Below are 25,107 nucleotides of genomic sequence, written 5' to 3' on the forward strand. Positions count from 1 at the left end.
CTTGTGTTGCCTGTAAGGGCCTCTTCGCGGGCAAGCCCGCTCCCACAGTGATTCGGGTTGAACTTAAGATTTGTGAACGACACAAAACCCTGTGGGAGCGACGGTGCGACGATTCGACTTGCTCGCGATAGCAATCTAGAGAACGACCGTACGATTGGCGTTCAAAAACACTCGTCTCTCAATGTGATACCCCACCGCCCGGGCCAGGGTCAGCCCTTCGATATCCCGCCCCTTGGCGATCAGGTCTTCCGGGTAATGGCTGTGGTCCACTGCCTCGACACCCTGGGCAATGATCGGGCCTTCATCCAGGTCGTTGTTGATGTAATGCGCGGTGGCGCCCACCAGTTTCACGCCCTTGTTGTAGGCCTGGTGGTAGGGCTTGGCGCCCTTGAACCCGGGCAGCAGGGAGTGGTGAATGTTGATCGCCTTGCCATCGAGCTTGCGGCACAGCTCCGGCGACAGCACTTGCATGTAGCGCGCAAGGATCACCAGTTCCGCACCGGACTCTTCGATCACCTGCCACACCTGGCGCTCTTGCGACGGTTTGTCGTTCGGGTCCAGCGGGAAGTGGTAGTACGGAATCTGGTGCCAGTCGGCCAACGGCTTGAGGTCCGGGTGGTTGGAGACCACGGCGGCCACGTCCATCGACAACTGGCCGATGCGCTGGCGATAGAGCAAGTCGTTGAGGCAGTGATCGGCCTTGGAAACCATGATCACCACTTTCGGCCGGTAGTTCGGCGCGGTCAGTTCGAAGATCATGCCGAAGGCTTCACCGCGCTCGGCCAGGCCCGCGCGAAAGGACTGCTCGTCGAAACCGTCAGGCTGGCGGAATTCCACACGAATGAAAAAACGGCCCGAGAGCCGGTCATCGAAGGAATGGTGCTCGGTAACGTAGCAGCCCTGCTCGAACAGAAAGCGGGTCACCGCGTCCACGGTGCCGAGTACGCTGGGGCAGTCGGCGGTCAGAATCCATGTGTCTGGGGCGCGGCTCATAATGCGGTGACTCCTGAGAAATCGGTAAAGGTGGTGATCAGGCCTGCACGCTCAGGCCATACTCGGCAGAAGCGTCCTGCAACCACAACCACCAGTAATCCGAGAAGCTGCGACGAATCAGCAGTTCCCAGGTGTCTTCGGCGGTGTGACGGATCATCAGTTGCGATTTGGCGAACACCGTGCCGACGGCCTTGCCCACCGGGAAGTTGTTCGGGTGCACGTCGTAGCTGGTGGACTTCATCAGCACCTGGCGCACGTTCGGGCCGCTCAGTTCGAGGAGTTGTTGGCCGCCGCTGACGTTGACGATCGCAATGTGCAAATCGCCCAGCGCTTTGCGCAGTTTTTGCTCGGCGACCAGTTCTTCACCGGTCGGCACGATCAGCAGCCACTCATCCGGCCCCATCCATTGCAGACTGGTTTCGCCTTTGACAATGACGCTCAGTGCGCCTGGCAACTCAATGCCCAGGGCCTTGTGCACGCCTGCGGCGAATGCTGCATCGTGGCCATCGCCACGGATGGTCAGGTGGCCGAGGAGTTTCTTTTCACGCACGATCACGCCGGCGTTCTTGCGACCCTTGCCCACCAGGCTGGCGAGGTCGGCGTGATGCAACGACGACTCGGCCTTGGCCCCGGAGGTTGGGCGTTGTTGGTAAACATTGGCTGCGGTCATAAAGCACCTTTCCTGAATTCTGTTGGTTCCGGCCTTGTGGTGGCTGCACTACCGCCTTCGCGAGCAAGGCGAATCGTCGCACCGCCGCTCCCACATTTGACCGCATTCCCCTGTGGGAGCGGGCTTGCTCGCGAATGGGCCGACTCGGTGTCAATGCCCACTCACAAGCCTTGAAGCCATCAAACGTTCTGGCGTTCGCCCTTCGGATCAAAGAACACCGAAGAAACGATTTCCGCCTCGATCACGCTGCCGTCGGCCAGCGGTGCGAACACTCGCTCGCCCATCCGCTGCAACCCGCCCTTGACCACGCCCATGGCGAACGAATAGCCCAGGGAGTTGTGCAGGTAACTGGAAGTCACGTGACCCACCATGGTCATCGGGATGGCTTGCTTGGTGTTGAACACCAGTTGCGCGCCTTCCGGCAGCCATTTGTTCGGATCGATCGGCTTCAGCCCAACCAGTTGCTTGCGCTGATCACGCACGCAGTCTTCACGGTTCATGCCACGCCAGCCGATCCACGAGAACGGTTTGGTGCGACCGACACACCAGCCCATGTTCAGGTCGTCCGGGGTCATCGAGCTGTCAGTGTCCTGGCCGACGATGATGAAGCCCTTCTCCGCCCGCAGCACGTGCATGGTTTCAGTGCCGTACGGGGTCAGGTTGTACTTCTTGCCGGCGTCGACGATTTTTTCCAGCACGCCCATGGCGTAGTCGGCTTGCACGTTGACTTCGTACGACAGCTCACCGGTAAACGAAATCCGGAATACCCGCGCCGGCACACCACCCACCAGGCCTTCTTTCCAGGTCATGAACGGGAAGGCTTCGCTGCTCAGGTCGATGTCGGTGACTTCAGCGAGCAGCTTGCGGCTGTTCGGCCCGGACAGGGTCATGGTCGCCCAGTGGTCGGTGACGGAGGTGAAGTACACCTTCATGTCCGGCCATTCGGTCTGGTGGTACAGCTCCAGCCACTGCAGAACACGAGCCGCGCCGCCGGTGGTGGTGGTCATGACGAAGTGGTTGTCGGCCAGGCAAGCCGTCACGCCGTCGTCGAAGACCATGCCGTCTTCTTTGCACATCAGGCCGTAACGCGCCTTGCCCACATCGAGCTTGGTCCAGGCGTTGGTGTAGACGCGGTTGAGGAACTCACGCGCATCCGGGCCCTGGATGTCGATCTTGCCGAGGGTCGAAGCATCCAGCAGGCCGACGCTGTCGCGCACGGCTTTGCATTCGCGCTTCACGGCGGCATGCAGGTCTTCACCGGATTTCGGGAAGTACCAAGGACGTTTCCACTGGCCGACGTCTTCGAACTCGGCGCCGTTTTTCAGGTGCCATTGATGCAGTGCGGTGTAACGCACCGGCTCGAAGATGTGCCCACAGTGACGACCGGCCACGGCGCCGAAAGTCACCGGCGTGTAGTTCGGGCGGAACATGGTGGTGCCCATCTGCGGGATGGTCACGTTCAGCGAGCGGGCAGCGATGGCGAGGCCGTTGACGTTGCCAAGCTTGCCCTGATCGGTACCGAAGCCCAGCGCGGTGTAGCGCTTGACGTGCTCGACCGACTCGAAGCCCTCGCGGGTCGCCAGTTCGATGGCGGCGGCGGTGACGTCGTTTTGCAGGTCGACGAATTGCTTCGGCGCCCGGGCGGTGTTCTTTTCATGGGGCACCTGGAACAGCGCCAGGGTCGGCTCTTCGAGACGGCTCAGGGCTTTTGGCAACACGCCTTCGACCGACTGGAAGCCGGCTTCGGCAGCAGCGCGAACGCCACCTTCAAAACCATCGGCCAGGGAATCGCCGAGGCCGTAGACGCCGTTGATGCCACCGACACACACGCGTTTCTGCGGTGCTTCGCCCGGTACGAAACCGAGGATGTCTTCACGCCAGGTCGGCTTGCCGCCCAGGTGCGAAGCCAGGTGAACCACCGGGCTGTAGCCACCGGAGCTGGCGACCACATCGCAGTCGAGCCATTCGCCCGGGCTGGTCACGGTGTGGGCTTTGACGTCGATGGCGGCCACACGGGCAGCGGTCACGCGCTTGCTGCCACGGGCCTCGATCACGGCGCTGCCGGTGAGGATGCGGATGCCTTTGGCGCGGGCTTCTTCCACCAGCGCACCACGCGGATTGCTGCGGGCATCGGCGATAGCCACCACTTGCAGGCTGGCATCGAGCCAATCCAGGGCAACGCGGTAGGCGTGGTCGTTGTTGGTCGACAGCACCAGCTTCTTGCCCGGTGCCACGCCGTAACGACGCACGTAAGTCGAGATGGCGCCGGCGAGCATGTTGCCCGGCACGTCGTTGTTACCGTAGACCAGTGGACGCTCGTGAGCGCCGGTCGCCAGTACCACGCGATTGGCGCGGACCCGGTGGATGCGCTGACGCACCTGGCCAATCGGTGCGCGGTCGCCGAGGTGATCGGTCAAACGCTCGTGAATGGTCAGGAAGTTGTGATCGTGATAGCCGTTTACGGTGGCGCGCGGCAAGAGCAGCACGTCCGGGGTGTTCTTCAGTTCGTCGATAACGCTGGCCACCCACTCCATCGCCGGTTTGCCGTCGAGGCTTTCGCGGGAGTCGAGCAGGCTGCCGCCGAACTCTTCCTGCTCATCGGCGAGGATCACGCGGGCACCGCTGCGCGCAGCCGCCAGTGCAGCGGCCAGGCCAGCAGGGCCGGCGCCGACGATCAGCACGTCGCAGTGCTGGTTCATGTAGTCGTAGGTGTCCGGATCGTTCTCGGTCGGCGAGCGGCCAAGACCGGCAGCCTTACGAATGTACTTCTCGTAAGTCATCCAGAACGATTGCGGGTACATGAAGGTTTTGTAGTAGAAACCCGGTGGCATCAGCTTGCCGCCGACCTTGCCGAGAATCCCCATCATGTCGTTGTTGACGCTCGGCCAGCCGTTGGTGCTGGTGGCGACCAGACCTTGGTACAGCGCCTGTTGCGTGGCGCGCACGTTCGGGATCTGCGTGGCTTCGGTGGCGCCGATCTGCAGTACCGCGTTCGGCTCTTCAGCGCCGGCAGCGAAGATGCCGCGCGGACGGGAATACTTGAAGCTGCGACCGATGATGTCGACGCCGTTGGCCAGCAGAGCAGCGGCCAGGGAATCGCCTTCGAAGCCTTTGTAGTTCTGGCCGTTGAAGGTGAAGGTCAAGACTTTGTTGCGGTCGATCCGTCCGCCATTGGACAGGCGATTGATCTGGCTCATACCTTCTCTCCCAGAGCCGTGCTGGCCGCTTTCGGGCTATCGGTCTTGTCGGTGAATTGTGGCTTGGCGCCGATCTTGTAGGTTTCGAGAATCTCGTAGGTCACGGTGTCACGGGTGACGTTGAAGTACTGACGGCAACCGGCGACGTGATCCCACAGCTCGTGGTGCAGACCGCGCGGGTTATCGCGGAAGAACATGTAGTCGCCCCACTCCTCGTCGGTGCAGGTGTTCGGATCCAGTGGACGCGGGATGTGCGCCTGGCCGGATGCGTGGAATTCCTCTTCGGAGCGCAACTCGCCGCAGTGAGGACAGAAGATATGCAACATGGGGATTTCTCCTGTTAGTGGGCAACCGCAGCAGCGCCGTGTTCATCGATCAACGCACCGTTGTGGAAACGGTCGATGGAGAAAGGTGCGGCCAGTGGGTGCATTTCACCCTTGGCCAGGCTCGCGGCAAACACGTTGCCCGAACCAGGTGTGGCCTTGAAGCCGCCGGTGCCCCAACCGCAGTTGAAGAACATGTTCGGTACCGGGGTTTTCGAGATGATCGGGCATGCGTCCGGCGTGGTGTCGACGATGCCGCCCCACTGACGGTTCATGCGTACCCGCGACAGCACCGGGAACATCTCGACGATGGCCTGGACGGTGTGCTCGATCACCGGGTACGAACCACGCTGGCCGTAGCCGTTGTAGCCGTCGATACCGGCGCCGATCACCAGGTCGCCCTTGTCGGACTGACTGATGTAGCCGTGTACGGCGTTGGACATGATCACGCTGTCGATAATCGGCTTGATCGGCTCGGACACCAGCGCCTGCAGCGGGTGCGATTCGATCGGCAGGCGGAAACCGGCGAGCTTGGCCATGTGCCCGGAGTTACCGGCGGTCACTACGCCGACGCGCTTGGCGCCGATAAAGCCTTTGTTGGTTTCAACGCCGATGCACACGCCGTTTTCCTTGCGGAACCCGATCACTTCGGTTTGTTGAATCAGGTCCACGCCCAAGGCATCAGCGGCACGGGCAAAGCCCCAGGCCACGGCATCGTGCCGGGCCACGCCGCCGCGACGCTGGACGGTAGCGCCCATCACCGGGTAGCGGGTGTTCTTGGAGCAGTCGAGGTACGGAATCTCGTCGGCCACCTGTTTGGCATCGAGCAGCTCACCGTCCACGCCGTTGAGGCGGTTGGCGCTGACCCGACGCTCGGAATCACGGATGTCCTGCAGGGTGTGGCACAGGTTGTAGACGCCACGCTGGGAGAACATCACGTTGTAGTTCAGGTCCTGGGACAGGCCTTCCCACAGTTTCATCGCGTGTTCGTACAGGTGCGCCGACTCGTCCCACAGGTAGTTGGAGCGAACGATGGTGGTGTTGCGCGCAGTGTTACCACCGCCCAGCCAGCCTTTCTCGACCACGGCCACGTTGGTGATGCCGTGCTCCTTGGCCAGGTAGTAGGCCGTGGCGAGACCATGCCCGCCACCGCCGACGATGACCACGTCGTAGACCTTTTTAGGGGTCGGCGTGCGCCACATTTTCTGCCAGTTTTCATGATGGCTGAGAGAGTGTTTGAAGAGGCCGAAGCCCGAGTAGCGTTGCATAGTCATTTACTCCAAAACCGCACTCAGCGATAAACCGGGAAGTCCGCGCACAGGGCTGCCACTTGCTCGGCGACATTGGCCTCGACATCGGCGTCGCCGAGGTTGTCGAGGATGTCGCAGATCCAGCCGGCCAGCGTGACGCACTGGGTCACCTTGAAGCCGCGAGTGGTGACCGCCGGGGTACCGATGCGCAGGCCCGAGGTCACGAACGGCGACTGTGGATCGTTCGGGACAGCGTTCTTGTTCACAGTGATGTGGGCGCGACCGAGAGCGGCATCTGCCTCTTTACCGGTGAGGCCCTGACGGATCAGGCTGACCAGGAACAGATGGTTGTCGGTACCGCCGGACACTACATCGTAGCCGCGTTTGATAAACACGCCGGCCATGGCCTGGGCGTTGTCGATCACTTGCTGCTGGTAAACCTTGAAGCCAGGCTCCAGCGCTTCCTTGAAGCACACCGCCTTACCGGCGATCACGTGCATCAGCGGGCCGCCCTGGGCACCCGGGAAAACTGCCGCGTTGAGCTTCTTCTCGATTTCTTCGTTGGACTTGGCCAGGATCAGGCCGCCACGTGGACCGCGCAGGGTCTTGTGGGTAGTGGTGGTGACCACATCGGCGTACGGCAGCGGGTTCGGGTACAGGCCGGCAGCGACCAGACCGGCCACGTGGGCCATGTCGACGAACAGCAGTGCACCAACCTTGTCGGCAATCTGGCGGAAGCGTGGGAAGTCGAGGGTCTTGGAGTAGGCCGAGAAGCCGGCAACGATCATCTTCGGCTTGCACTCGACGGCCAGGCGCTCGACTTCGTCGTAATCGATCAGACCGGTCTTGGTGTCGATGCCGTACTGCACGGCGTTGTACAGCTTGCCCGAGGACGACACTTTGGCGCCGTGGGTCAGGTGACCGCCGTGGGCCAGGCTCATGCCGAGGATGGTGTCGCCGGCTTGCAGCAGGGCCAGGTACACGGCGCTGTTGGCCGAGGAACCGGAGTGCGGCTGCACGTTGGCGTAATCGGCGCCGAACAGTTGCTTGGCGCGCTCGATGGCCAGCGCCTCAACCTTGTCGACGTGCTCGCAGCCACCGTAGTAGCGCTTGCCCGGGTAGCCTTCGGCATATTTGTTGGTCAGACCGCTGCCTTGCGCTTCCATCACGCGCTTGCTGGTGTAGTTCTCCGACGCGATCAGCTCGATGTGATCTTCCTGGCGTTGCTCCTCGGCATTCATCGCCGCCAGCAGTGCATCGTCGTAACCCTGGATCTGGTCTTGCTTGCTGAACATCGCGTCTCTCCCAGCGGCATCTTTGCGCCATTCGTCTCGGTAAGGCACTGGCATTTCGGCAGTGCCCTTTGGTAGCGATGGTATGACTGGCTTCAAAGGGTCAAATGCCTACGGGCGCCACGCAAAGGTGCGTTTACGACATGGGGAGAAATGGCGGGCCAAACACAAACCTCAAATCAGCATGCAACCCCTGTGGGAGCGGGCTTGCTCGCGAAGAACGATAACGCAGTCTGTCTGAAATACCGCAGTGCCTGCTTCGCGAGCAAACCCGCTCCCACAGGGTCAGGCGATAACCTGACGCACTGCAAGCAACACCAGGAAATGCAATGGATAGAGCGCATACGCCCAGCGCCGCATCGGTGGTGGTTTTACGTCCTTTGCATGTCGCAACAAGAACAGCCCGAGCCATGGCGCAATCAGACACGCGACGATGGCCGGAATCGCCGTGAAATTGCCCAGACGAGCGGCGTAATACAGCACCTGCCACTGATTGGCCGCCAGGCATACCAACCCCGCCAACAGCGCGAAATACCAGGGCCGTTGCAGCACCAGCAACATCGCCAGTGGCAACAGCACGCCAAAGAACCCGAACATCAATCGCTGGGAGAAAAAACCTGCCAACAGCAACGCGCCCACCGCCAGCAGGCGCGACGCAAGCACCGGCTGCTGCCAGCCACGAACCACCAGCAAGCCCAGGGCAAGGGTGGGCAGCACATTCAAGGTGTCGGGATTGGGAATGTACATCCGGTAAGGAATTTCACTCACCGCACTAAACAGCAACAACCAGCCCAGATAACGCCATTGCCCGGCGTTCACCAAAACAGGCTTTCGCGCCAGATTGACCGCCATCGCCAGGCAGAACCACGGAAACGCCAGGCGCCCCGGCACATACAACAAATCGGCGGAATAACCGACATATCGCAGGTGATCGAGCACCATGCTCAAAAGCGCCAGCCACTTGAGCAGATCCAGTGCCCCATCGCGCGGCTTTAAGTGCATGGCCTCGTGCATGCTCTTGTACATGCTCTTGTACATAGTCACGTGCATAATTGCCCTTCGACTGTGTATGTTCCCGACAGCGACATCCAGTGTGCTCCACCTGACGATCTTGGGTACGGTGCGCACCCTCATTGACCACGGGACGCTTCACCATAGGCATCTCGACCACGGAAGCAGGCCATGACCGACAAGAGCCAACAATTCGCCAGCGACAACTATTCCGGCATCTGCCCTGAAGCCTGGGCGGCCATGGAACAGGCCAACCACGGCCACCAACGCGCATACGGCGACGACGAGTGGACCGCCCGCGCCTCTGACGGATTCCGCAAGCTGTTCGAAACCGACTGCGAAGTGTTTTTCGCCTTCAATGGCACCGCCGCCAACTCGCTGGCGTTGTCGTCGTTGTGCCAGAGTTACCACAGCGTAATCTGCTCGGAAACCGCCCACGTCGAAACTGACGAATGCGGCGCCCCGGAATTCTTCTCCAACGGCTCCAAACTGCTGATCGCCCGCACTGAAAACGGCAAGCTGACCCCGGAATCGATCCGCGAGGTCGCGCTCAAGCGCCAGGACATCCATTACCCGAAACCCCGCGTCGTGACCCTGACCCAAGCCACCGAAGTCGGCAGCGTCTACACGCCGGACGAAATCCGCGCCATCAGCGCCACCTGCAAAGAGCTTGGCTTGAACCTGCACATGGACGGCGCGCGCTTCTCCAACGCCTGCGCATTCCTCGGCTGCACCCCGGCTGACCTGACCTGGAAGGCCGGTGTCGACGTGCTGTGCTTTGGCGGCACGAAAAACGGCATGGCGGTGGGCGAGGCAATACTGTTCTTCAACCACAAACTGGCCGAAGACTTCGATTACCGCTGCAAGCAGGCCGGGCAGCTGGCCTCGAAAATGCGCTTCCTGTCGGCACCGTGGGTCGGGATCCTGGAAAACGACGCCTGGCTCAAATACGCCAACCACGCCAACCACTGCGCACAATTGCTCGCCGAACTGGTCAGCGACATTCCCGGCGTTGAGCTGATGTTCCCGGTACAGGCCAACGGCGTGTTCCTGCAACTGTCGGAACCGGCCATCGCCGCACTGACCGCCAAGGGCTGGCGCTTCTACACCTTCATCGGCAACGGCGGCGCACGCTTCATGTGCTCGTGGGACACCGAGGAAGAGCGGGTGCGGGAACTGGCGCGGGATATCCGGGAAGTCATGTCCCACTAAAACATTGGTTTACACCGCTCCCCTGTGGGAGCGAGCTTGCTCGCGATGAGGCCAGCACATCCAACATTGATGTCGACTGACACTCCGCTATCGCGAGCAAGCTCGCTCCCACAAAAGCCAACACCATCTCCCCCTGTTGCTTGCTCCTCGTCTACATTGTTTGTCGAGCCGAACCGCTCACATAACAACAATCAGGAGCGTCAGCATGTCATTGCAAGGCAAAACCCTGTTCATCACCGGCGCCAGCCGCGGCATTGGCCGCGAGATCGCGCTGCGGGCCGCACGCGACGGGGCCAACATCGTCATAGCCGCCAAAAGCGCCGAACCCCACGCCAAGCTGCCGGGCACGATTTTCAGTGTGGCCAAGGAAGTGGAAGCCGCAGGCGGCAAGGCGCTGGCCTTGCAAGTGGATGTGCGGGAGGAGGATGCCGTACGTGAGGCCCTGGCCCAGGCCAACGAACATTTCGGTGGTATCGATGCACTGATCAACAACGCCGGGGCGATCAAGCTCACCGGGGTCCAGCACCTCGAACTCAAGCGCTTCGACCTGATGCACCAGATCAACACCCGCGCCGTCTTGCTGTGCAGCCAGGCTGCGTTGCCGTACCTGAAGAAGTCCGGTGGCCACATCCTCAACCTGTCCCCTCCGCTGAACCTGGCCACCAAGTGGTTCGCCCAATACAGCCCCTATACCGTCACCAAGTACGGCATGAGCATGCTGACGCTTGGCATGAGTGAGGAATTCAAGAACTACGGGATCAGCGTCAACTCGCTGTGGCCACAGACGATGATTGCCACCGCCGCCATCGAGTTTCAGCTGGGGTCGAGGGAATCGTTCAAGCATGCGCGCCTGCCAGCGATCATGGCGGATGCGGCGCATGTGATTCTGGGCAGCAGCGGGCGCAGCATCACCGGGCGCTTGCTGATTGATGAGGAGATACTGCGGGAGAACGGTGTGACGGAGTTCGAACACTATCGGTTCGCGCCCGACAGCAGCGACAAGCTGATGACGGATCTGTTTGTCGACTGATTTTCTAAACATGCCCCGTAGGAGCTGCCGAAGGCTGCGATCTTTTGATCTTGATTGTAAAAAAGTCAAAAGATCGCAGCCTTCGGCTGCTCCTACAGGGCGAAGATCGGCGCTGTTTAGAACTCGATCCGCACATCCCCCTTCGGCACGCTGCAGCACGACAGGATGAACCCTTCGGCTTCGTCTTCCTCGGTGATCCCGCCGTTGTGCTCCATCTCCACTTCGCCGCCCAGCTTCAACACCTTGCACGTCCCGCAAATCCCCATGCCGCACGCTTTCGGAATCAGCAGGCCGACCTTGGCCGCTGCCGCATGCACGGTCTCGCCCGGGGCCACGCGGATGCTCTTGCCGGAGGCGGTGAATTCCACTTGATGCAGGTCTGCCGCGTCGAGTTCCGGTGCGTCGGCCGCTTGCTCGGCGTGCTCCACGGCGTCGGCGCGCGCCTCTGGCGGGGTCGCTCCGAAGGACTCTTCGTGGTAACGCGACATGTCGAAGCCAGCGGCTTCGAGCAAGCGTTTGACCGCGTTCATGTATGGCGTCGGGCCGCAGCAGAACACTTCGCGCTCGAGGAAGTCAGGAACCATCAGTTCCAGCATCTTGTGATTGAGGTAACCGCGATAACCGGCCCATGGCTCGCCCAGTCCGTGCTTCTCGCAGATCAGGTGCAGGCTGAAGTTATCGATCCGCGACGCCATGTGTTCCAGCTCGCGGTGATAGATGATGTCTTTGGGCGAGCGGGCGCTGTGGATAAACGTCATGTCGACGTTGGCGTTGGTGTCATAGAACCAGCGCGCCATGGACATGCACGGGGTGATCCCCACGCCGCCGCTCAGGTACAGGACTTTCGGGCTCGGGAAGTCCATGGCGTTGAACAGCCCGACCGGCCCGTGCACCGCCAGCTCCTGGCCTTCGTGCAGGGTGTCGTGCAACCAGTTGGACACCTTGCCACCCGGCACGCGCTTGATGGTTACCGAAAAGCTGTACGGCACCGACGGCGAGCTGGAAATGGTGTACGAGCGCATGATCGGCTGCCCTTCGATCTCCAGCTCAAGGGTGACGAACTGCCCCGGCTTGAAGAAGAACATGATCGGTTGGTCGGCCATGAAGCAAAAGGTGCGCACATCCCAGGTTTCCTGGATGACTTTGACGCAACGGACGATGTGTCGACCATTGGCCCAGGTCTGGGTGGTTACCGGATTCAGGAAACTATTGGACATGCTGATCTCCACGGCCGACTGCCGGCCTTCATGTTGGCGATTCTGCGTATAGCGCGAACCATCCATTTACCTATCTGCGACATTGACATGCTTATCGCGACCAGCCCCCGGCTACCGGGGCTTGCGCGTCGGGAACAGATTGCACCATGTCGCCCATGGATAAGGTTCTGCCCCGCGCCGGCCCCACACTCGCCCCATACCAAGACACAACCTTTTACACCTTGCGTAGCAAACCGTAGCCAAGTCACTTTCGCCGGCCACACAGAATGGCCTTGAGGATCAAATCGATGGACGTCACCGCAAAAATCAGCCTGGGCGATCCGCTGGAACCCGCACGCAAGGCCACTGCACAGATGCTGCAAGAGCGCGAGCGCACGTTCTCGCTGCCGCAGCCGTTTTACTCCGACGAGCGCCTGTTTGATATCGACATGCAGGAAATCTTTCAGAAAGAGTGGTTGATCGCGGGCATGACCTGCGAGATCCCCGCCAAGGGCAACTACCTGACCCTGCAGATCGGCAAGAACCCGATCATCGTGATCCGTGGCGCCGAAGGCGTGGTGCATGCGTTCCACAACGTCTGCCGCCACCGTGGCTCGCGTCTGTGCACCAGCGACAAGGGCAAGGTCGCCAAGCTGGTCTGCCACTACCACCAGTGGACCTACGAACTGGACGGCCGCCTGCTGTTCGCCGGCACCGAAATGGGCGCCGACTTCGACATGAACCAGTACGGCCTCAAGCCAGTGAACGTGAAGACCGCTGGCGGCTACATCTTCATCAGCCTGGCGGAGAACCCACCGGCCATCGATGACTTCCTGTCGACGCTCAACCACTACATGGAACCGTACGACATGGAGAACACCAAGGTGGCGGTGCAAACCACCTTGATGGAAAAGGCCAACTGGAAACTGGTGCTGGAAAACAACCGCGAGTGCTACCACTGCAACGCGTCGCACCCGGAACTGCTCAAAACCCTGCTGGAATGGGACGACGTCACCGATCCGCGCGCCGACCAGGCGTTCAAGGACCACGTGGCCGCCTCCGCCGCTGCCTGGGAAGCCGAGAAGATCCCTTACGCCCACGCCAGCTTCGGCCTGCGTAACCGCATCGTGCGCATGCCGCTGCTCAAGGGCACCGTGTCGATGACCATGGACGGCAAACAGGGCTGCGCCAAGCTGATGGGCCGCATCAAGAACCCGGACCTGGGCTCGATGCGCATCCTGCATCTGCCCCACTCCTGGAACCACTGCATGGGCGATCACATCATCGTGTTCACCGTGTGGCCGATCAGCGCCCAGGAAACCATGGTCACCACCAAGTGGATCGTGCACAAGGACGCGGTCGAAGGCGTGGACTACGACGTGGAGCGCATGCGCCAGGTCTGGGACGCCACCAACGACCAGGACCGCCGCCTGGCCGAAGAGAACCAGCGCGGCATCAACTCCACCGCGTACCAGCCTGGGCCATACTCCAAGACCTATGAGTTTGGCGTGGTGAACTTCGTGGACTGGTACAGCGAGCGTCTGCTGAGCAACCTGGGGGCCGAGCCTGCGCCGTATCTGAAAGGGGTTCCGGTTAGCGGCTAAACATCAAACGCAAAAAGCTTCGCGAGCAAGCCCGCTCCCACAGTGGATCGGTGGCGCACACAAACCCTGTGAACGCCTCGGTCATTGTGGGAGCGGGCTTGCTCGCGAAAGCGGCCTCACTTTCCCCGATCATTTAGAACTGTACGAAATATGATCTATCTCGTTCAGGCCTATGCCCGCCGCACCTCCCAGCCTTCCGCAAACAAGTTATCCACATCTCCACCCACAGCTATTGGGGACAACTGTGGAAAGGTTGCAAAATTTCTCCACAAAAACCAAAGAAAAACCGTGACTTATCCAGAAGCATGCTTCCACGGACGGACTGGTCGTTTTTTGATCAGAAGCCTGAAAGGCACGAACTGCGTAGCTTCCAGAGGATGGCAAACACCTTATCCACAGAAGCGCCAACAGACTTTGGGGTTAACTTCGAAGACGCTGTGGAAAACCGCTATGACCCGCAAAAAGCCGGTGTCTGCATGGAATTCTACGGCTCACAACCATCAATTGATCACTTTTTGATCACACCCATGAAAGCCGCTATTTGTAAGGCCTACAGCCGATAGCAAACATCTTATCCACAGAAGCGCCAACAGAGATTGGGGGCAAGTCTGCATCCACAGCAGCACTTATCCCCTTGAAAAAGCTTGGGAAAACCACGAACAGGGCTGGTTGTTTTTTAACCGAAGGCTTGCAGGGCTTGATCTATATGGGGTGTAGCGAGGGGCGAACATGTTATCCACAGAACCACCAACAGGGATTGTGGGTAAACACGCTTATGAAGAACTGAAAGCGTGTCACAGGGATCAGGATGTCGGCACCTTAGACCGAAACTATGGGCGCCTGGGAGCAGCAGCCAGCGTCAGACCAATCGCACTTAAATAAAGAACAAGTCCAAATCCACCGCAAAGTGTGCCAAATACATTTGACAAAATTATCGAAATGCCTAGAAAAGATGAAAGTACAAAAATAGAATTTGACAATATAAAAACCATTAACCTTACATTATAGGGCTTCGACTTTACTCCCAACGACACTAATATTCCCGCCACGACAAACAAGATGGCTACAAGGCCAATACCTTGTAGAGCAACCGTATACAGAATTATTGCAGACAGACCGTCCGTATCAGAAAGATCTGTCGGATTTGGTGGAACGTATACTCCTGCGCAAAGCAAACAAATCCAAGCACCAATAAAAAATAAAATGGCGATTAACAGAAACTGACAAGACCGCATAAACATTCCGCCTCTAGGAAATTTAACTTGGCCGCCAGCTTTGCACGACCAAGCTGAAAAATACCTATCGAAAGCCTCTAACCTATGCGCTTTCGATATCAAATCCAACTAAACATTTAACGCTCTATATATATTACGTTAGTACCCTTAATAGCGATTTCGTACGGCATTGCATTCAAGTATTTCTCAATAACAGCCAGCACACTCGTTGCATTTTCCCCAACCGCACTTCTAAAAGTACTGGGGTTCGCATCATAAATATCATTATAGGCTCGCGCTCCACCGCTAAATGTCAATCGACCGTTATCTTGCCTTGTTATAGCACCTTCAATTTTCAGCGTAATATTCCCCAGCCAGGAAGACGTCATCCAAGAATCCGATGAGATGTCGTAAGGAACTTTATCCAAAGTTATTACTGTCCGACCTATGGGTGCCGCAGCTAGCGCAGCCTCAAGCATAGGAATTTTAGTACTAGACAAGTTCAACCCTAAACTATTGATATTTGTTTCGGCAGCCCTCCCCTTACCCAAAAGGAAATGACCTAAAGCAGCAACCGGAGTTAGTACCCCACCGGAAAACCCCGTAGGCTGTTGAGTGGAGGCATTCGCCAAGTTAAAAGATGCATAATTCAGTGCTTGGGTCGGTGACATATTTGGATTTAAACAAATGTAATTATCCGCAAACGGCATCGTCACCATGTCACGCGCCAAGGCCGGGGTGAAGCCAGCGGTGAGAACACCATTTTTAATGTAAAAGCCCTGTTCTTCAGTGATCTTTATGATCATCTCTCGCCACAAGCCTTGACTATAATAAATATTACGTTCCCTTTGCTGAGCAGCAAACACCATTGCAGGAATTGGCGCCGGCCAGGCAGCACCGGCTGGCACCGGGGAATAAGTTGGTGCCATTGCTCTAACTACTAAAGGAGGGAGTACAATTCCATTGTTCATCCGATACATCCCTATAAATGTAAATTTTCTGTGCCAACAGTTGCCGCACATATCATCTCCAGCCCGGCCTTTGATCCATGATCATCATGAGTCGAGAATAACGCGACTTTAAAAACTCGTATCGCAGCAGCCGGCGAAGTAGATATACATCAATCAATGCCGACCAACAACAGCCTCATCATGGATCAATCTGAGACTCTGAAGGCGAGCCAGACTTATTATTAAACATCTAAAAACAACAAACCAAAAGGCTAACCAATTGAAATAGAAAGAGATTAAAAGTAAAAAACCAACAAAAACCAATCACTTCCTACAAACAAAGAAACAAAACATCAACAACCAAGAAAAGACCTAAACAAATAAAAGAATCGTCTTACGAACAGGGTTATTTTTTCGGACACAAAATAAAATTACTATCCGACTTTATTAAAACACGACCGACCCGACTCAATATCCAGGTTCAGTTCAAAGTCTTTGAAGGCGCGCCATCCGAGCAATATCGACGGGACGTATTGCCCTGCTATCAGCGCCGGCGGGATGGTAAAGCCCGGGTAGTATTTGTAGGTAACCGCCATGGTGTTGCCCGGCAGGGCCAATACGCCGTCGAAGCGTTGGAAACGCTTGTTGTCGTTGGTGGAAACGCTCGAGCTTCCCGGTGTCAGCGCCTGCGCATCGCTGAGTTGCCTGCCAGGTGACGAGGCCGTCAGGTAGTCGACATTTCCCGTATCGATGATGGCCTGCGTTGCCCGGCGATCCAGCTGTGCGGCCACCACCAACCGTTGATTGAGATCCAGGCGGCTAATGGCAATCGGTGCATCACAGCGTGTGGCAGGCGGCGGATTCAGCTCCAGTGTTCTGCTGGTGATCTTCAAGCGCCCCAGCTTGCTGATCAGATCCAGCCCCAACAGATTATCGCGGTCGCTGACAAAGACCAGGACGTTCCTGAATTCACGGGTGCCGACTTTCAGCGACCGGAGAATGCCCAGCCTCGCAGCCAGGCCTTTTTCGCCATAAAACGTGCTGTAGCGATAAAAAGCATCGGGCAACAACCTGATGCCCATCTGTTTCGCGGTGTCGATGTTGACCCGGGTTTGCGGTGCCCCCGTGTCCAGTACAAAACGCGCCGAGGCACCATTGGCCGCGCCGACCTCGATAAATGGCAGCACTTGTTCAGCGATGTAAAAGTCGCCGGCATACGGATAGAGCGGCAGCACCTCATGCCGCGTCGAACCCTTGACCGTGAAATCGCCAGTCGCCGCCAGCATAGCCAGTGATTTGCTGCCAAACGTGGAGAACAGAGGTTTCAGATCGGCGCTGGCGGCAATCGCCCGGGCATGCCTGGCCTTGATCGCGAGGTAGTATTCAGGGAGTTGGTTGGCGGCCTTGGCTTCGAGCAATCTGGCGAAGACAGTTACCGAGCAACTGAGGTGTCTATCGGCATCCAGCACCTTGTCGCACTGTTGCCGCAGTTGCGCCAGGGACGCGCTGCGCCCCTGTTCGGAGTCTATCCAGCGGTAAAAATCCTGGTCAGCCACAGGCGCATTTGTCTGGGCGGCAGAGATCACACCTGTGGATAACCACATGGCTGATGCACAGAGCACCAGAAGAGCGAAAGTCTTCATATTCAGGCCAGTCATAAAAACCGGTTTTTATGAGTCAGCGCTGAATGTCTGAAAGCTCCCGAAAGCGTACCGCACCCCTGATCAGCGCATTGAAAACTGTAGCTCACTGCCCTCGTCGGCGTGGGGCGAGAGCAAGGGTTCGTGGCGTTGTGGATAACCGCCGCCGGTCGCCCCCTCGAGCAAGCTCAAGGCCTGTGCATAAGATAGGCGTCACCGCTGACGCGGATCATGGGATGAGGGGTGATCTGGCAGGTCTTGATGATCCCGAAACCGTGCCGCTCGTAAAAACGCCGGGCGCCAGCGTTGGCGGCGTAGTCGATCAGGCTCAGGCCATTGAGCCCCAGTTGGTCGGCGCGTTCTTGAGCATGGGCGAGAAACTGCACGCCCAGTCCCCGGTTGCGCCAGCCTTCATGCAGGACCAGGCTGGAGATGTACAGGGTATCGGGTACCTCCATGTCGGCGTAAGGCGCCAGTACCGGGTCGGTCGTCGGCACAGCCAGTGGATCGTGGCGCATCGCGTAGCTGTGCATCATGCCAATGACCTGACCATCGGCCTCGGCAATCAGGCAGTTCTGGTAGGAGAAATCCACGTCGTCCCGGGCGTATCGAATGGCACCTACATCCAGCAAATCCTGACCGGGCTCGGCCAACTGGCTCCAGATGTAATCCGAAGCGCCCTCTGAGGAAATCTGGAACAGACGCGCAATCGCGCGCGCGTCCGCACGCACTGCCGAACGAAATTCAACTGCCATTATTTTTTCTCTGCCAGATTTATCCAGTCCACATGAAGGAAAGCGTTAGCGGACCACACCTTCTTCAATCAGCAATTTGAGGATGGCCTCGGCACCGGCCTGGGCCGTTACGCCTTTAAGCACCTGCCCGCCTCCACCACTGGCCTTGGCCGTCGCGGCTTTCATGCGGTCGGCGCCGCTCTTGGCCTTGATCACCTTCAGGCGCTTGGGCCGTGGCTTGGCCGGTTGCAGAGTGGCGACCGCGAGCAGTTCATCGTCGATGACCTCGACGTCCTGTGCTTGCAGCACACCGCGTCGAGCCGGGCCGTAAGCGCTTTGCCGAGGCTTGGGGGCGGCGTTATCCACCGTCGCCAGAAACGGCAGGCGTACCTTCAGGCGACGGCGTTGACCACGGGGCAAGGCTTGCAGCACCAGCGCCGAACCGCCATCGATGGACTCGACCTGCGCCAGCCCCACCACCAGCGGCCAGCCCAGGCTTTCGGCCAGCAGGAAGGGCAACATGCCCGAGCCTTCACCGGTTTCCGCCTGGCTGCCGGTCAACACCACCTGCGCCCCGGCATCACGCAAATAGTCGGTCAGCGCCGGTAGCGCGTCGGCGCCTTGGGGTTGCTCCAGCACATGCAGTTGCTCAAGCCCCATGCCCAGGTAGGCGCGCAAGGCAGGCTCGGCAATGTCGCCGGCATGCAGCACCTGCAAGTTATCCCCAGCCAGTTGCAGGCCCAGTTCCACCGCCCGCGCATCCTGCTCCGCGCGACGCGGCCGACCGGATGTCGGGTGGGCACCGATGGACACCAGGCTGATGATTTTCGTGCTCATAACCCTTTCCTTCCCTTAAGCCGCATCGCGCTTTGCGTCGTTGCGGTAAACCTCTACCGCCTCGATCAAGGCTTGAAGAATTTCCGCGCTCTCGCCGATCACCGAGAGGTCCGCGCGCTTGATCATGTCGCAGCCGGGGTCGAGGTTGATCGCCACCACCTTGTCGCAGGCACCAATGCCTTGCAGGTGCTGGATCGCCCCGGAAATCCCCACCGCCACATAGACCCGTGCGGTGACCCAGGTACCGGATGCGCCGACTTGGCGGTCGCGGGCCATGAAGCCGTCGTCCACCGCCACCCGCGATGCGCCTTCGGTCGCGCCGAGGGCTTCGGCGGTCCTGTGGAAAAGGCCCCAGTCCTTGACCCCGTTGCCGCCGGAGAAGATGAACTCGGCTTCCGCCATGGGAATTGCCGCCGGATCGACGGCCACCGCGCCCAGATCTTCGATCCGCGACAGGCTGCGCGCCACGGTTGTGGATAACTCCACGGGCAAGGCTTCGTGACGGGTTTCACTGACCGGTTCGGCGCACTCGACAGCCGCCAGAATCAATCGCGCCAGCGGACGTGCAAGATCCTGCAAACCAGCACCGGCGCGGCCGATGCATTCCTGATCCTTGACCTGCCAAACCCGCGTGGCCGGGCGTTCGCCCAGTGCGGCGGCAAAGCGGCGACCAAGTTCGCCACCACCGCTGCGGCTGTCCGGCAGCAACCAGTGACGCGGACTGAACTGGTTATCCACAGCCCGCAGCCCCTGGACCCGTTGTTCCGGTGCATAACCGCTGAATTCTTCGCCTTCCAGCACCAACAGGCGGTCGACGCCTGCCGTGGCGAAGGCGTTTTCCTTGTGTTCGCCGAACACCACGGCCAGCACTGCGCCGTCCTTGCCGGCCAGTTGATGGGCCAGGCCCAGCAGGTCACGGTCGTGGCTGCTCAAGCGGCCACCGACCATGTCCGGCACCACGCTGATGTAAAACGCCGGCGCGGTCACCTGATGTAGCGGCAATTGCACTTCAACAGCGGCTGAACGTTTTGTCGCTCCACCCTGCTGAGCGCCGCTACGGTCGATACGCTTGATGCCATTGGGACCAATGAAACCGATGCCATGGGGATTTTTGCGGATGACGCCGTTAGGCCCCATCCAGCTGTGTTGCGCCGGCTGCATGGCTGCGTGCAGCGGGTGCAGACGGTTGCGGGCAATCCATTCGGCCCGAGGGTCGCGGCGGATAATGTCGCTCATCAGTGCACCTCCGCAGGTTCACGTTTGGCCGGTGCCGAAGGCTTTCCCGGCGCGGCGTCTTCGAGCAGCGCATCAGCCACCAGTTCGGCGATGTCCTTGATCATCGGCCGGGGTTCGACCACGCCTTCAAGCATCGCGGTGCATTGTGGACAACCCACGGCCACCAGTTCGGCGCCGGTTTCGCGGATGTCTTCCATGCGCATGTCGGGAATGCGCTGCTTGCCCGGAATGTCGGTGATCGGCGCGCCGCCACCACCGCCGCAGCAGCGGGAGCGGAAACCGGAACGTTGCATCTCTTTCACTTCGATCCCGAGGGCGCGCAGGACCTGACGCGGCGCCTCGTATTCGCCGTTGTAGCGGCCGAGGTAGCACGGGTCGTGGTAGGTCACGCTGTCGCCTTTGTGCTGACCGAGGTTCAGCGCGCCAGCATCAATGATTTCCGCCATGTAGGTGCTGTGGTGCTGCACCAGGTAGTTGCCATCGAAGGCGCCGTACTCGTTTTTCAGCACGTGGAAGCTGTGCGGATCGCAGGTGACGATGCGGTTGAAGCTGTACTTGGCCAGGGTCTGGATGTTGCGTTTGGCCAACAGCTGGAAGGTCGCTTCGTCGCCCAGACGTCGGGCCACATCCCCGCTGTCGCGCTCTTCGAGGCCGAGCACGGCGAAGTCGATTTTCGCCGCTTTGAGCACTTTGACGAAGGCGCGCAGGGTGCGCTGGTTGCGCATGTCGAAGGCGCCATCGCCAACCCAGAACAGCACGTCGGTGGATTTCTTTTCGCTCAGCAGATTGAGGTTCAAGTCTGCTGCCCAGTTCATCCGCCCGCCCGGCGCGAAACCGCCCGGGTTGTCGGTGGCGATCAGGTTTTCCAGGACTTCGGCACCCTTGTTCGGAGTCGCGCCTTTTTCCAGGGTTAGATGGCGGCGCATGTCGACGATGGCATCGACGTGCTCGATCATCATCGGGCATTCCTCGACGCAGGCACGGCAGGTGGTGCACGACCACAGGGTTTCGGCGTCCACCAGACCGTTGACGATCGGTTGATGCGGATTGCCCCCGTGTTCGCCTATCGGCTTGCCCGGATACGGGCTGCCGGCGAATTTTGCATCGGTGCCACCGGCCAGGCCGACGACCATGTCCTGAATCAGTTTTTTCGGGTTCAGCGGCTGACCGGCGGCGAAGGCCGGGCACGCTGCTTCGCATTTACCGCACTGCACGCAGGCGTCGAAGCCGAGCAATTGGTTCCAGGTAAAATCCTTGGGTTTTTCCACGCCCAGTGGCGCGGTCGGGTCGTTCAAGTCCAGAGGTTTGAGGCCCGTGGAACGACCGCCACCGAAGCGTTCGGCGCGACGGTGCCAGGCCAGGTGCAGCGCACCGGCGAAGGCGTGCTTCATCGGCCCGCCCCAGGTCATGCCGAAGAACAGTTCCGACACGCCCCACAACACGCCTACCCCGAGAACCGCCGCCACCAGCCAGCCACCGAAGTTTTCCGGGAGGATCCCGGCCACCGGCAGGGTCAACAGGAAGAACGAGACCGAGAACGCCAGCAAGCTTTTCGGCAGGCGCATCCACGGGCCTTTCGACAAGCGCGACGGAGGGTTGCGCCGACGCAGGTAAACAAAGATCGCGCCGACGAACATCACCGCTGTCATCAGCAGCAGCGCATAGCCGAGGAAACGGTTATGCAGGCCGAAACCATGCACCAGAATCGCCAGCACGATGGACGCCACCGCACCGCCGGCCGTGGCGACGTGGGTGTTGGCAATGTATTTGTCTCGCGCCACCACATGGTGCAAGTCGACCATGTAGCGCTTGGGCATGGCGAACAGGCCGCCGATCAGGTCGACTTTCGAAGCCCGGCCCCGGCGCCACATGGCCACCCGCCGCAACGCGCCCAGGACACCAAGGCCCAGGGCGGCGAACAACAGGATTGGAAGAAGGGTGTTCAACATGGTGAAGCTCCCACCAGTACATCTTGGAGAAACACGGTCGGCGTAGGAGCTGCCGAAGGCTGCGATCTTTTGATCTTGATCTTAAAAACAAGATCAAAAGATCGCAGCCTTCGGCAGCTCCTACACAGGGGGTGTCAAAACCTTAGAAATCCTTGCACAACCGCAGCGCGTCGTAGATCGCCGCATGCACGTTGCGCTGTGCCACGCAGTCACCGATGCGGAACAGCAGGTAGCCGTCGCCGCTCTGCTCCAGGCAAGGTTGCGGCTTGATCGCGAACAAGGCTTCGACGTCGATCTGGCCTTTGTTGCGCGAGCCTTCCTTCAAGGCGTAGTAGATTTCCTCGTCCGGGCGCACACCGTTTTCGATGACCACCTGGTCCACCACCCGCTCCTCTTTGGCACCGGTGTATTCGTTTTCCAGCACTGCAACCAGCTTGTCGCCTTCGCGGTAAACCTTCTCCAGCATCATGTCGCCGGTCATGATCACTTCTTTCGGGTACATGCTGCGGTAGTACGTCGGGAACGACGTGCCGCCAATCGCCACGCCCGGCTTGATGTCGTCGGTGACGATTTCGACCTGGCTGCCCTTGTCCGCAATGAAGTCCGCGGTAGACATGCCGGTGAACTCGCAAATGGTGTCGTAAACCAGCACGTTCTTGCCAGGCAGAACCTTGCCGTCGAGCACATCCCAGCTGCTGACCACCAGACCTTCAGCCGCACCCCAGTGTTCGTTCTGCTCGATGAACGGATGTCCACCGACGGCCAGCACCACCACGTCTGGACGCAGGTCCATGATGGTCGGCGCATCCGCCGCAGTGCCCAGGCGCAGATCGACTTTCAACCGAGCCAGCTCCAACTGGTACCAGCGGGTGATACCGGCGATCTGATCCCGTTGTGGTGCTTTCGAAGCGGTGGTGATTTGGCCGCCGATGAATTCTTTCTTCTCGAACAGGGTCACGTTGTGGCCACGTTCGGCGGCAACGCGAGCGGCTTCCATCCCCGCAGGGCCAGCGCCAACTACCACCACTTTGCGTTTCACGCCGGTGGTTTTTTCAATGATGTGTGGCAGGCCCATGTATTCACGGGAAGTTGCGGCGTTCTGGATGCACAACACATCCAGACCCTGGTATTGACGGTCGATGCAGTAGTTGGCCCCGACGCACTGCTTGATCTGGTCGATCTGGCCCATCTTGATCTTGGCGATCAGGTGCGGGTCGGCGATGTGGGCGCGGGTCATGCCGACCATGTCGACGTAGCCACCTTCCAGAATGCGCGTGGCCTGGTTCGGGTCCTTGATGTTCTGCGCGTGCAGCACCGGAACCTTGACCACCTCCTTGATCCCGGCCGCCAGGTGCAGGAACGGCTCGGGCGGGTAGCTCATGTTCGGAATCACGTTGGCCAGGGTGTTGTGAGTGTCGCAACCCGAGCCGACGACGCCGATGAAATCGAGCATGCCGGTGTCGTCGTAATATTTGGCGATCTGCTTCATGTCTTCGTGGGACAGGCCGTCCGGGTGGAACTCATCACCGCAGATGCGCATGCCTACGCAGAAGTCGTCACCGACCTCGGCGCGCACGGCTTTCAAGACTTCCAGGCCGAACTTCATGCGGCCTTCGAAGGTACCGCCCCATTCGTCGGTACGCTTGTTGACGCGCGGGCTCCAGAACTGGTCGATCATGTGCTGGTGCACAGCCGACAATTCCACGCCGTCCAGGCCACCGGCCTTGGCACGACGCGCAGCCTGCGCATAGTTGCCGATCACCCGCCAGATTTCTTCCGGCTCGATGGTCTTGCAAGTGGCACGGTGCACCGGCTCACGCACGCCCGACGGCGACATCAACGTTGGCCAGTTAAAGCCGTCCCAACGCGAGCGACGACCCATGTGGGTAATCTGGATCATGATCTTGGCGCCGTGCTTGTGCATGGCATCGGCCAGATTCTGGAAGTGCGGAATGATGCGGTCGGTGGACAGGTTCACCGAGCTCCACCACTCCTGCGGGCTGTCGATCGCCACGACGGACGAGCCGCCACAAATCGCCAGGCCGATCCCGCCCTTGGCTTTCTCTTCGTAATACTTGACGTACCGGTCGGTGGTCATGCCGCCGTCGGTGGCATAGACCTCGGCGTGCGCGGTGCTGAGCACGCGGTTGCGGATGGTCAGTTTGCCGATCTGGATCGGCTGGAACATTGCTTCGAAAGCCATGGCGGGTTCCTCGACTTACAACGGCTTGACGGTGAACAAGCCGTCTTCGTGACCCTCTTCGGAGCCACCGTAGACTTGTTCGGCCACGGTACGGATCTTGCTGCCGCGAGCGGCGAGGATCTGGTCCATCGCCCCTGCAAACCAGCCAGTGAACATGTAGTCGACCTTGCGCCCGACTTTGCCGTACACGTAGACGAATGCCGAGTGTTCGAGCTTGACGCTCGCGGTGCCTTTGTCGAGGTCAATGTCCTGGATCTTGAACAGCCCCCAGCCGCGCTGCGACAGGCGCTTCATGTAGTGCTCGAACACCGCGACGCCTTCCAGGCCATGGCATTCGGCTTCTTTTTCACACCAGTGCCAGGCGGACTTGTAGCCGGCCTTGTAGAGGATTTCGGCGTAGGCTTCAGCGCCCAGCACTTCCTCGATGCCCATGTGGTTGTTGACGAAGAAATGGCGCGGCACGTACAGCATCGGCAAGGCGTCGGAGGTCCAGATACCGGTTTCACTGTCGACTTCGATTGGCAATTGAGGGGCGATCTTGGCCATGAAAACTTAACTCCAGAAAA

At 59.6% G+C, this 25,107-nt stretch carries 19 protein-coding genes; 3 read left to right on the forward strand and 16 right to left on the reverse strand.

Going from position 1 to position 25,107, the window contains the following annotated elements; all coding sequences use genetic code 11:
* Positions 1 to 135: 135 nt before the first annotated feature.
* The 7 genes from purU to ACMDB8_RS25670 form a co-directional block, all read right to left on the reverse strand.
* On the reverse strand, positions 136 to 993 hold the full coding sequence (purU, locus tag ACMDB8_RS25640; protein WP_007981374.1) for a formyltetrahydrofolate deformylase: 858 nt from the start codon (positions 991 to 993) through the stop codon (positions 136 to 138).
* A 37-nt stretch (positions 994 to 1,030) separates the two neighbouring features.
* Positions 1,031 to 1,663: a sarcosine oxidase subunit gamma gene (locus ACMDB8_RS25645; protein WP_056726582.1), complete on the reverse strand. Its 633-nt coding sequence runs from the start codon at positions 1,661 to 1,663 to the stop codon at positions 1,031 to 1,033.
* 179 nt (positions 1,664 to 1,842) lie between these two features.
* The gene (locus ACMDB8_RS25650) at positions 1,843 to 4,860 is read right to left on the reverse strand and encodes a sarcosine oxidase subunit alpha (protein ID WP_056726581.1); all 3,018 of its coding nucleotides are present in this window, start codon (positions 4,858 to 4,860) and stop codon (positions 1,843 to 1,845) included.
* Entirely contained in the window at positions 4,857 to 5,186 is a 330-nt protein-coding gene (locus ACMDB8_RS25655) for a sarcosine oxidase subunit delta (RefSeq protein WP_056726580.1), read from the reverse strand. Before ACMDB8_RS25655 ends, ACMDB8_RS25650 begins: the two co-directional genes overlap by 4 nt.
* 14 nt (positions 5,187 to 5,200) lie before the next feature.
* Positions 5,201 to 6,451: a sarcosine oxidase subunit beta gene (locus tag ACMDB8_RS25660; RefSeq protein ID WP_038981138.1), complete on the reverse strand. Its 1,251-nt coding sequence runs from the start codon at positions 6,449 to 6,451 to the stop codon at positions 5,201 to 5,203.
* A 23-nt stretch (positions 6,452 to 6,474) separates the two neighbouring features.
* A complete protein-coding gene (gene glyA, locus ACMDB8_RS25665) occupies positions 6,475 to 7,728 on the reverse strand; it encodes a serine hydroxymethyltransferase (protein WP_046039380.1) in 1,254 nt (417 codons plus the stop codon).
* Between the two features lie 282 nt (positions 7,729 to 8,010).
* Positions 8,011 to 8,775, reverse strand: coding sequence for a TraX family protein (locus tag ACMDB8_RS25670; protein ID WP_409078137.1), 765 nt, complete (start codon positions 8,773 to 8,775; stop codon positions 8,011 to 8,013).
* Between the two features lie 132 nt (positions 8,776 to 8,907).
* Between ACMDB8_RS25670 and ACMDB8_RS25675 the strand changes: the two genes are divergently transcribed.
* On the forward strand, positions 8,908 to 9,948 hold the full coding sequence (locus ACMDB8_RS25675) for a low specificity L-threonine aldolase (RefSeq protein WP_056726578.1): 1,041 nt from the start codon (positions 8,908 to 8,910) through the stop codon (positions 9,946 to 9,948).
* A gap of 205 nt (positions 9,949 to 10,153) precedes the next feature.
* Positions 10,154 to 10,978, forward strand: coding sequence for an SDR family oxidoreductase (locus ACMDB8_RS25680; RefSeq protein ID WP_056726577.1), 825 nt, complete (start codon positions 10,154 to 10,156; stop codon positions 10,976 to 10,978).
* Between the two features lie 116 nt (positions 10,979 to 11,094).
* Here the strand turns inward: ACMDB8_RS25680 and gbcB are convergent, their stop codons facing one another.
* The gene (gbcB, locus tag ACMDB8_RS25685; protein WP_056726680.1) at positions 11,095 to 12,195 is read right to left on the reverse strand and encodes a glycine-betaine demethylase subunit GbcB; all 1,101 of its coding nucleotides are present in this window, start codon (positions 12,193 to 12,195) and stop codon (positions 11,095 to 11,097) included.
* 287 nt (positions 12,196 to 12,482) lie between these two features.
* On the opposite strand from gbcB, the gene gbcA reads away from it, so the two are divergent.
* Complete coding sequence (gene gbcA, locus ACMDB8_RS25690) at positions 12,483 to 13,778, forward strand: glycine-betaine demethylase subunit GbcA (protein ID WP_056726576.1); 1,296 nt, start codon at positions 12,483 to 12,485, stop codon at positions 13,776 to 13,778.
* Between the two features lie 1,351 nt (positions 13,779 to 15,129).
* Here gbcA and ACMDB8_RS25695 read toward each other — a convergent pair.
* The 8 genes from ACMDB8_RS25695 to ACMDB8_RS25730 form a co-directional block, all read right to left on the reverse strand.
* Positions 15,130 to 15,963, reverse strand: coding sequence for a lipid II-degrading bacteriocin (locus ACMDB8_RS25695; protein ID WP_409078138.1), 834 nt, complete (start codon positions 15,961 to 15,963; stop codon positions 15,130 to 15,132).
* Positions 15,964 to 16,376: 413 nt separating this feature from the next.
* Positions 16,377 to 17,546 (reverse strand): retropepsin-like aspartic protease, encoded by a 1,170-nt coding sequence (locus tag ACMDB8_RS25700; protein ID WP_409078139.1) that lies wholly within the window; start codon positions 17,544 to 17,546, stop codon positions 16,377 to 16,379.
* 224 nt (positions 17,547 to 17,770) lie between these two features.
* On the reverse strand, positions 17,771 to 18,337 hold the full coding sequence (locus tag ACMDB8_RS25705; RefSeq protein WP_056726574.1) for a GNAT family N-acetyltransferase: 567 nt from the start codon (positions 18,335 to 18,337) through the stop codon (positions 17,771 to 17,773).
* Between the two features lie 45 nt (positions 18,338 to 18,382).
* On the reverse strand, positions 18,383 to 19,153 hold the full coding sequence (locus ACMDB8_RS25710; RefSeq protein WP_056726573.1) for an electron transfer flavoprotein subunit beta: 771 nt from the start codon (positions 19,151 to 19,153) through the stop codon (positions 18,383 to 18,385).
* 15 nt (positions 19,154 to 19,168) lie between these two features.
* Positions 19,169 to 20,389 carry an electron transfer flavoprotein subunit alpha/FixB family protein gene (locus ACMDB8_RS25715; protein ID WP_223541345.1) on the reverse strand — a complete coding sequence of 407 codons (1,221 nt, stop codon included), beginning with the start codon at positions 20,387 to 20,389 and terminating at the stop codon, positions 19,169 to 19,171.
* Positions 20,389 to 22,338, reverse strand: a complete 1,950-nt coding sequence (gene dgcB, locus ACMDB8_RS25720) for a dimethylglycine demethylation protein DgcB (protein WP_223541344.1) — start codon at positions 22,336 to 22,338, stop codon at positions 20,389 to 20,391. Before dgcB ends, ACMDB8_RS25715 begins: the two co-directional genes overlap by 1 nt.
* Positions 22,339 to 22,480: 142 nt before the next feature.
* Complete coding sequence (gene dgcA, locus ACMDB8_RS25725; RefSeq protein WP_056726570.1) at positions 22,481 to 24,541, reverse strand: dimethylglycine demethylation protein DgcA; 2,061 nt, start codon at positions 24,539 to 24,541, stop codon at positions 22,481 to 22,483.
* 15 nt (positions 24,542 to 24,556) lie between these two features.
* The gene (locus tag ACMDB8_RS25730) at positions 24,557 to 25,087 is read right to left on the reverse strand and encodes a DUF5943 domain-containing protein (RefSeq protein WP_056726569.1); all 531 of its coding nucleotides are present in this window, start codon (positions 25,085 to 25,087) and stop codon (positions 24,557 to 24,559) included.
* Positions 25,088 to 25,107 lie beyond the last annotated feature (20 nt).

This window comes from Pseudomonas monachiensis (genome assembly GCF_047345015.1).
Lineage (GTDB): Bacteria > Pseudomonadota > Gammaproteobacteria > Pseudomonadales > Pseudomonadaceae > Aquipseudomonas > Aquipseudomonas monachiensis.

Excerpts from the sequence above, each read along its gene's own strand:
- purU (WP_007981374.1), bottom strand. The coding sequence starts at position 993 with ATGAGCCGCGCCCCAGACACATGGATTCTGACCGCCGACTGCCCCAGC.
- ACMDB8_RS25645 (WP_056726582.1), bottom strand. The coding sequence starts at position 1,663 with ATGACCGCAGCCAATGTTTACCAACAACGCCCAACCTCCGGGGCCAAG.
- ACMDB8_RS25650 (WP_056726581.1), bottom strand. The coding sequence starts at position 4,860 with ATGAGCCAGATCAATCGCCTGTCCAATGGCGGACGGATCGACCGCAAC.
- ACMDB8_RS25655 (WP_056726580.1), bottom strand. The coding sequence starts at position 5,186 with ATGTTGCATATCTTCTGTCCTCACTGCGGCGAGTTGCGCTCCGAAGAG.
- ACMDB8_RS25660 (WP_038981138.1), bottom strand. The coding sequence starts at position 6,451 with ATGCAACGCTACTCGGGCTTCGGCCTCTTCAAACACTCTCTCAGCCAT.
- glyA (WP_046039380.1), bottom strand. The coding sequence starts at position 7,728 with ATGTTCAGCAAGCAAGACCAGATCCAGGGTTACGACGATGCACTGCTG.
- ACMDB8_RS25670 (WP_409078137.1), bottom strand. The coding sequence starts at position 8,775 with ATGCACGTGACTATGTACAAGAGCATGTACAAGAGCATGCACGAGGCC.
- ACMDB8_RS25675 (WP_056726578.1), top strand. The coding sequence starts at position 8,908 with ATGACCGACAAGAGCCAACAATTCGCCAGCGACAACTATTCCGGCATC.
- ACMDB8_RS25680 (WP_056726577.1), top strand. The coding sequence starts at position 10,154 with ATGTCATTGCAAGGCAAAACCCTGTTCATCACCGGCGCCAGCCGCGGC.
- gbcB (WP_056726680.1), bottom strand. The coding sequence starts at position 12,195 with ATGTCCAATAGTTTCCTGAATCCGGTAACCACCCAGACCTGGGCCAAT.
- gbcA (WP_056726576.1), top strand. The coding sequence starts at position 12,483 with ATGGACGTCACCGCAAAAATCAGCCTGGGCGATCCGCTGGAACCCGCA.
- ACMDB8_RS25695 (WP_409078138.1), bottom strand. The coding sequence starts at position 15,963 with ATGAACAATGGAATTGTACTCCCTCCTTTAGTAGTTAGAGCAATGGCA.
- ACMDB8_RS25700 (WP_409078139.1), bottom strand. The coding sequence starts at position 17,546 with ATGTGGTTATCCACAGGTGTGATCTCTGCCGCCCAGACAAATGCGCCT.
- ACMDB8_RS25705 (WP_056726574.1), bottom strand. The coding sequence starts at position 18,337 with ATGGCAGTTGAATTTCGTTCGGCAGTGCGTGCGGACGCGCGCGCGATT.
- ACMDB8_RS25710 (WP_056726573.1), bottom strand. The coding sequence starts at position 19,153 with ATGAGCACGAAAATCATCAGCCTGGTGTCCATCGGTGCCCACCCGACA.
- ACMDB8_RS25715 (WP_223541345.1), bottom strand. The coding sequence starts at position 20,389 with ATGAGCGACATTATCCGCCGCGACCCTCGGGCCGAATGGATTGCCCGC.
- dgcB (WP_223541344.1), bottom strand. The coding sequence starts at position 22,338 with ATGTTGAACACCCTTCTTCCAATCCTGTTGTTCGCCGCCCTGGGCCTT.
- dgcA (WP_056726570.1), bottom strand. The coding sequence starts at position 24,541 with ATGGCTTTCGAAGCAATGTTCCAGCCGATCCAGATCGGCAAACTGACC.
- ACMDB8_RS25730 (WP_056726569.1), bottom strand. The coding sequence starts at position 25,087 with ATGGCCAAGATCGCCCCTCAATTGCCAATCGAAGTCGACAGTGAAACC.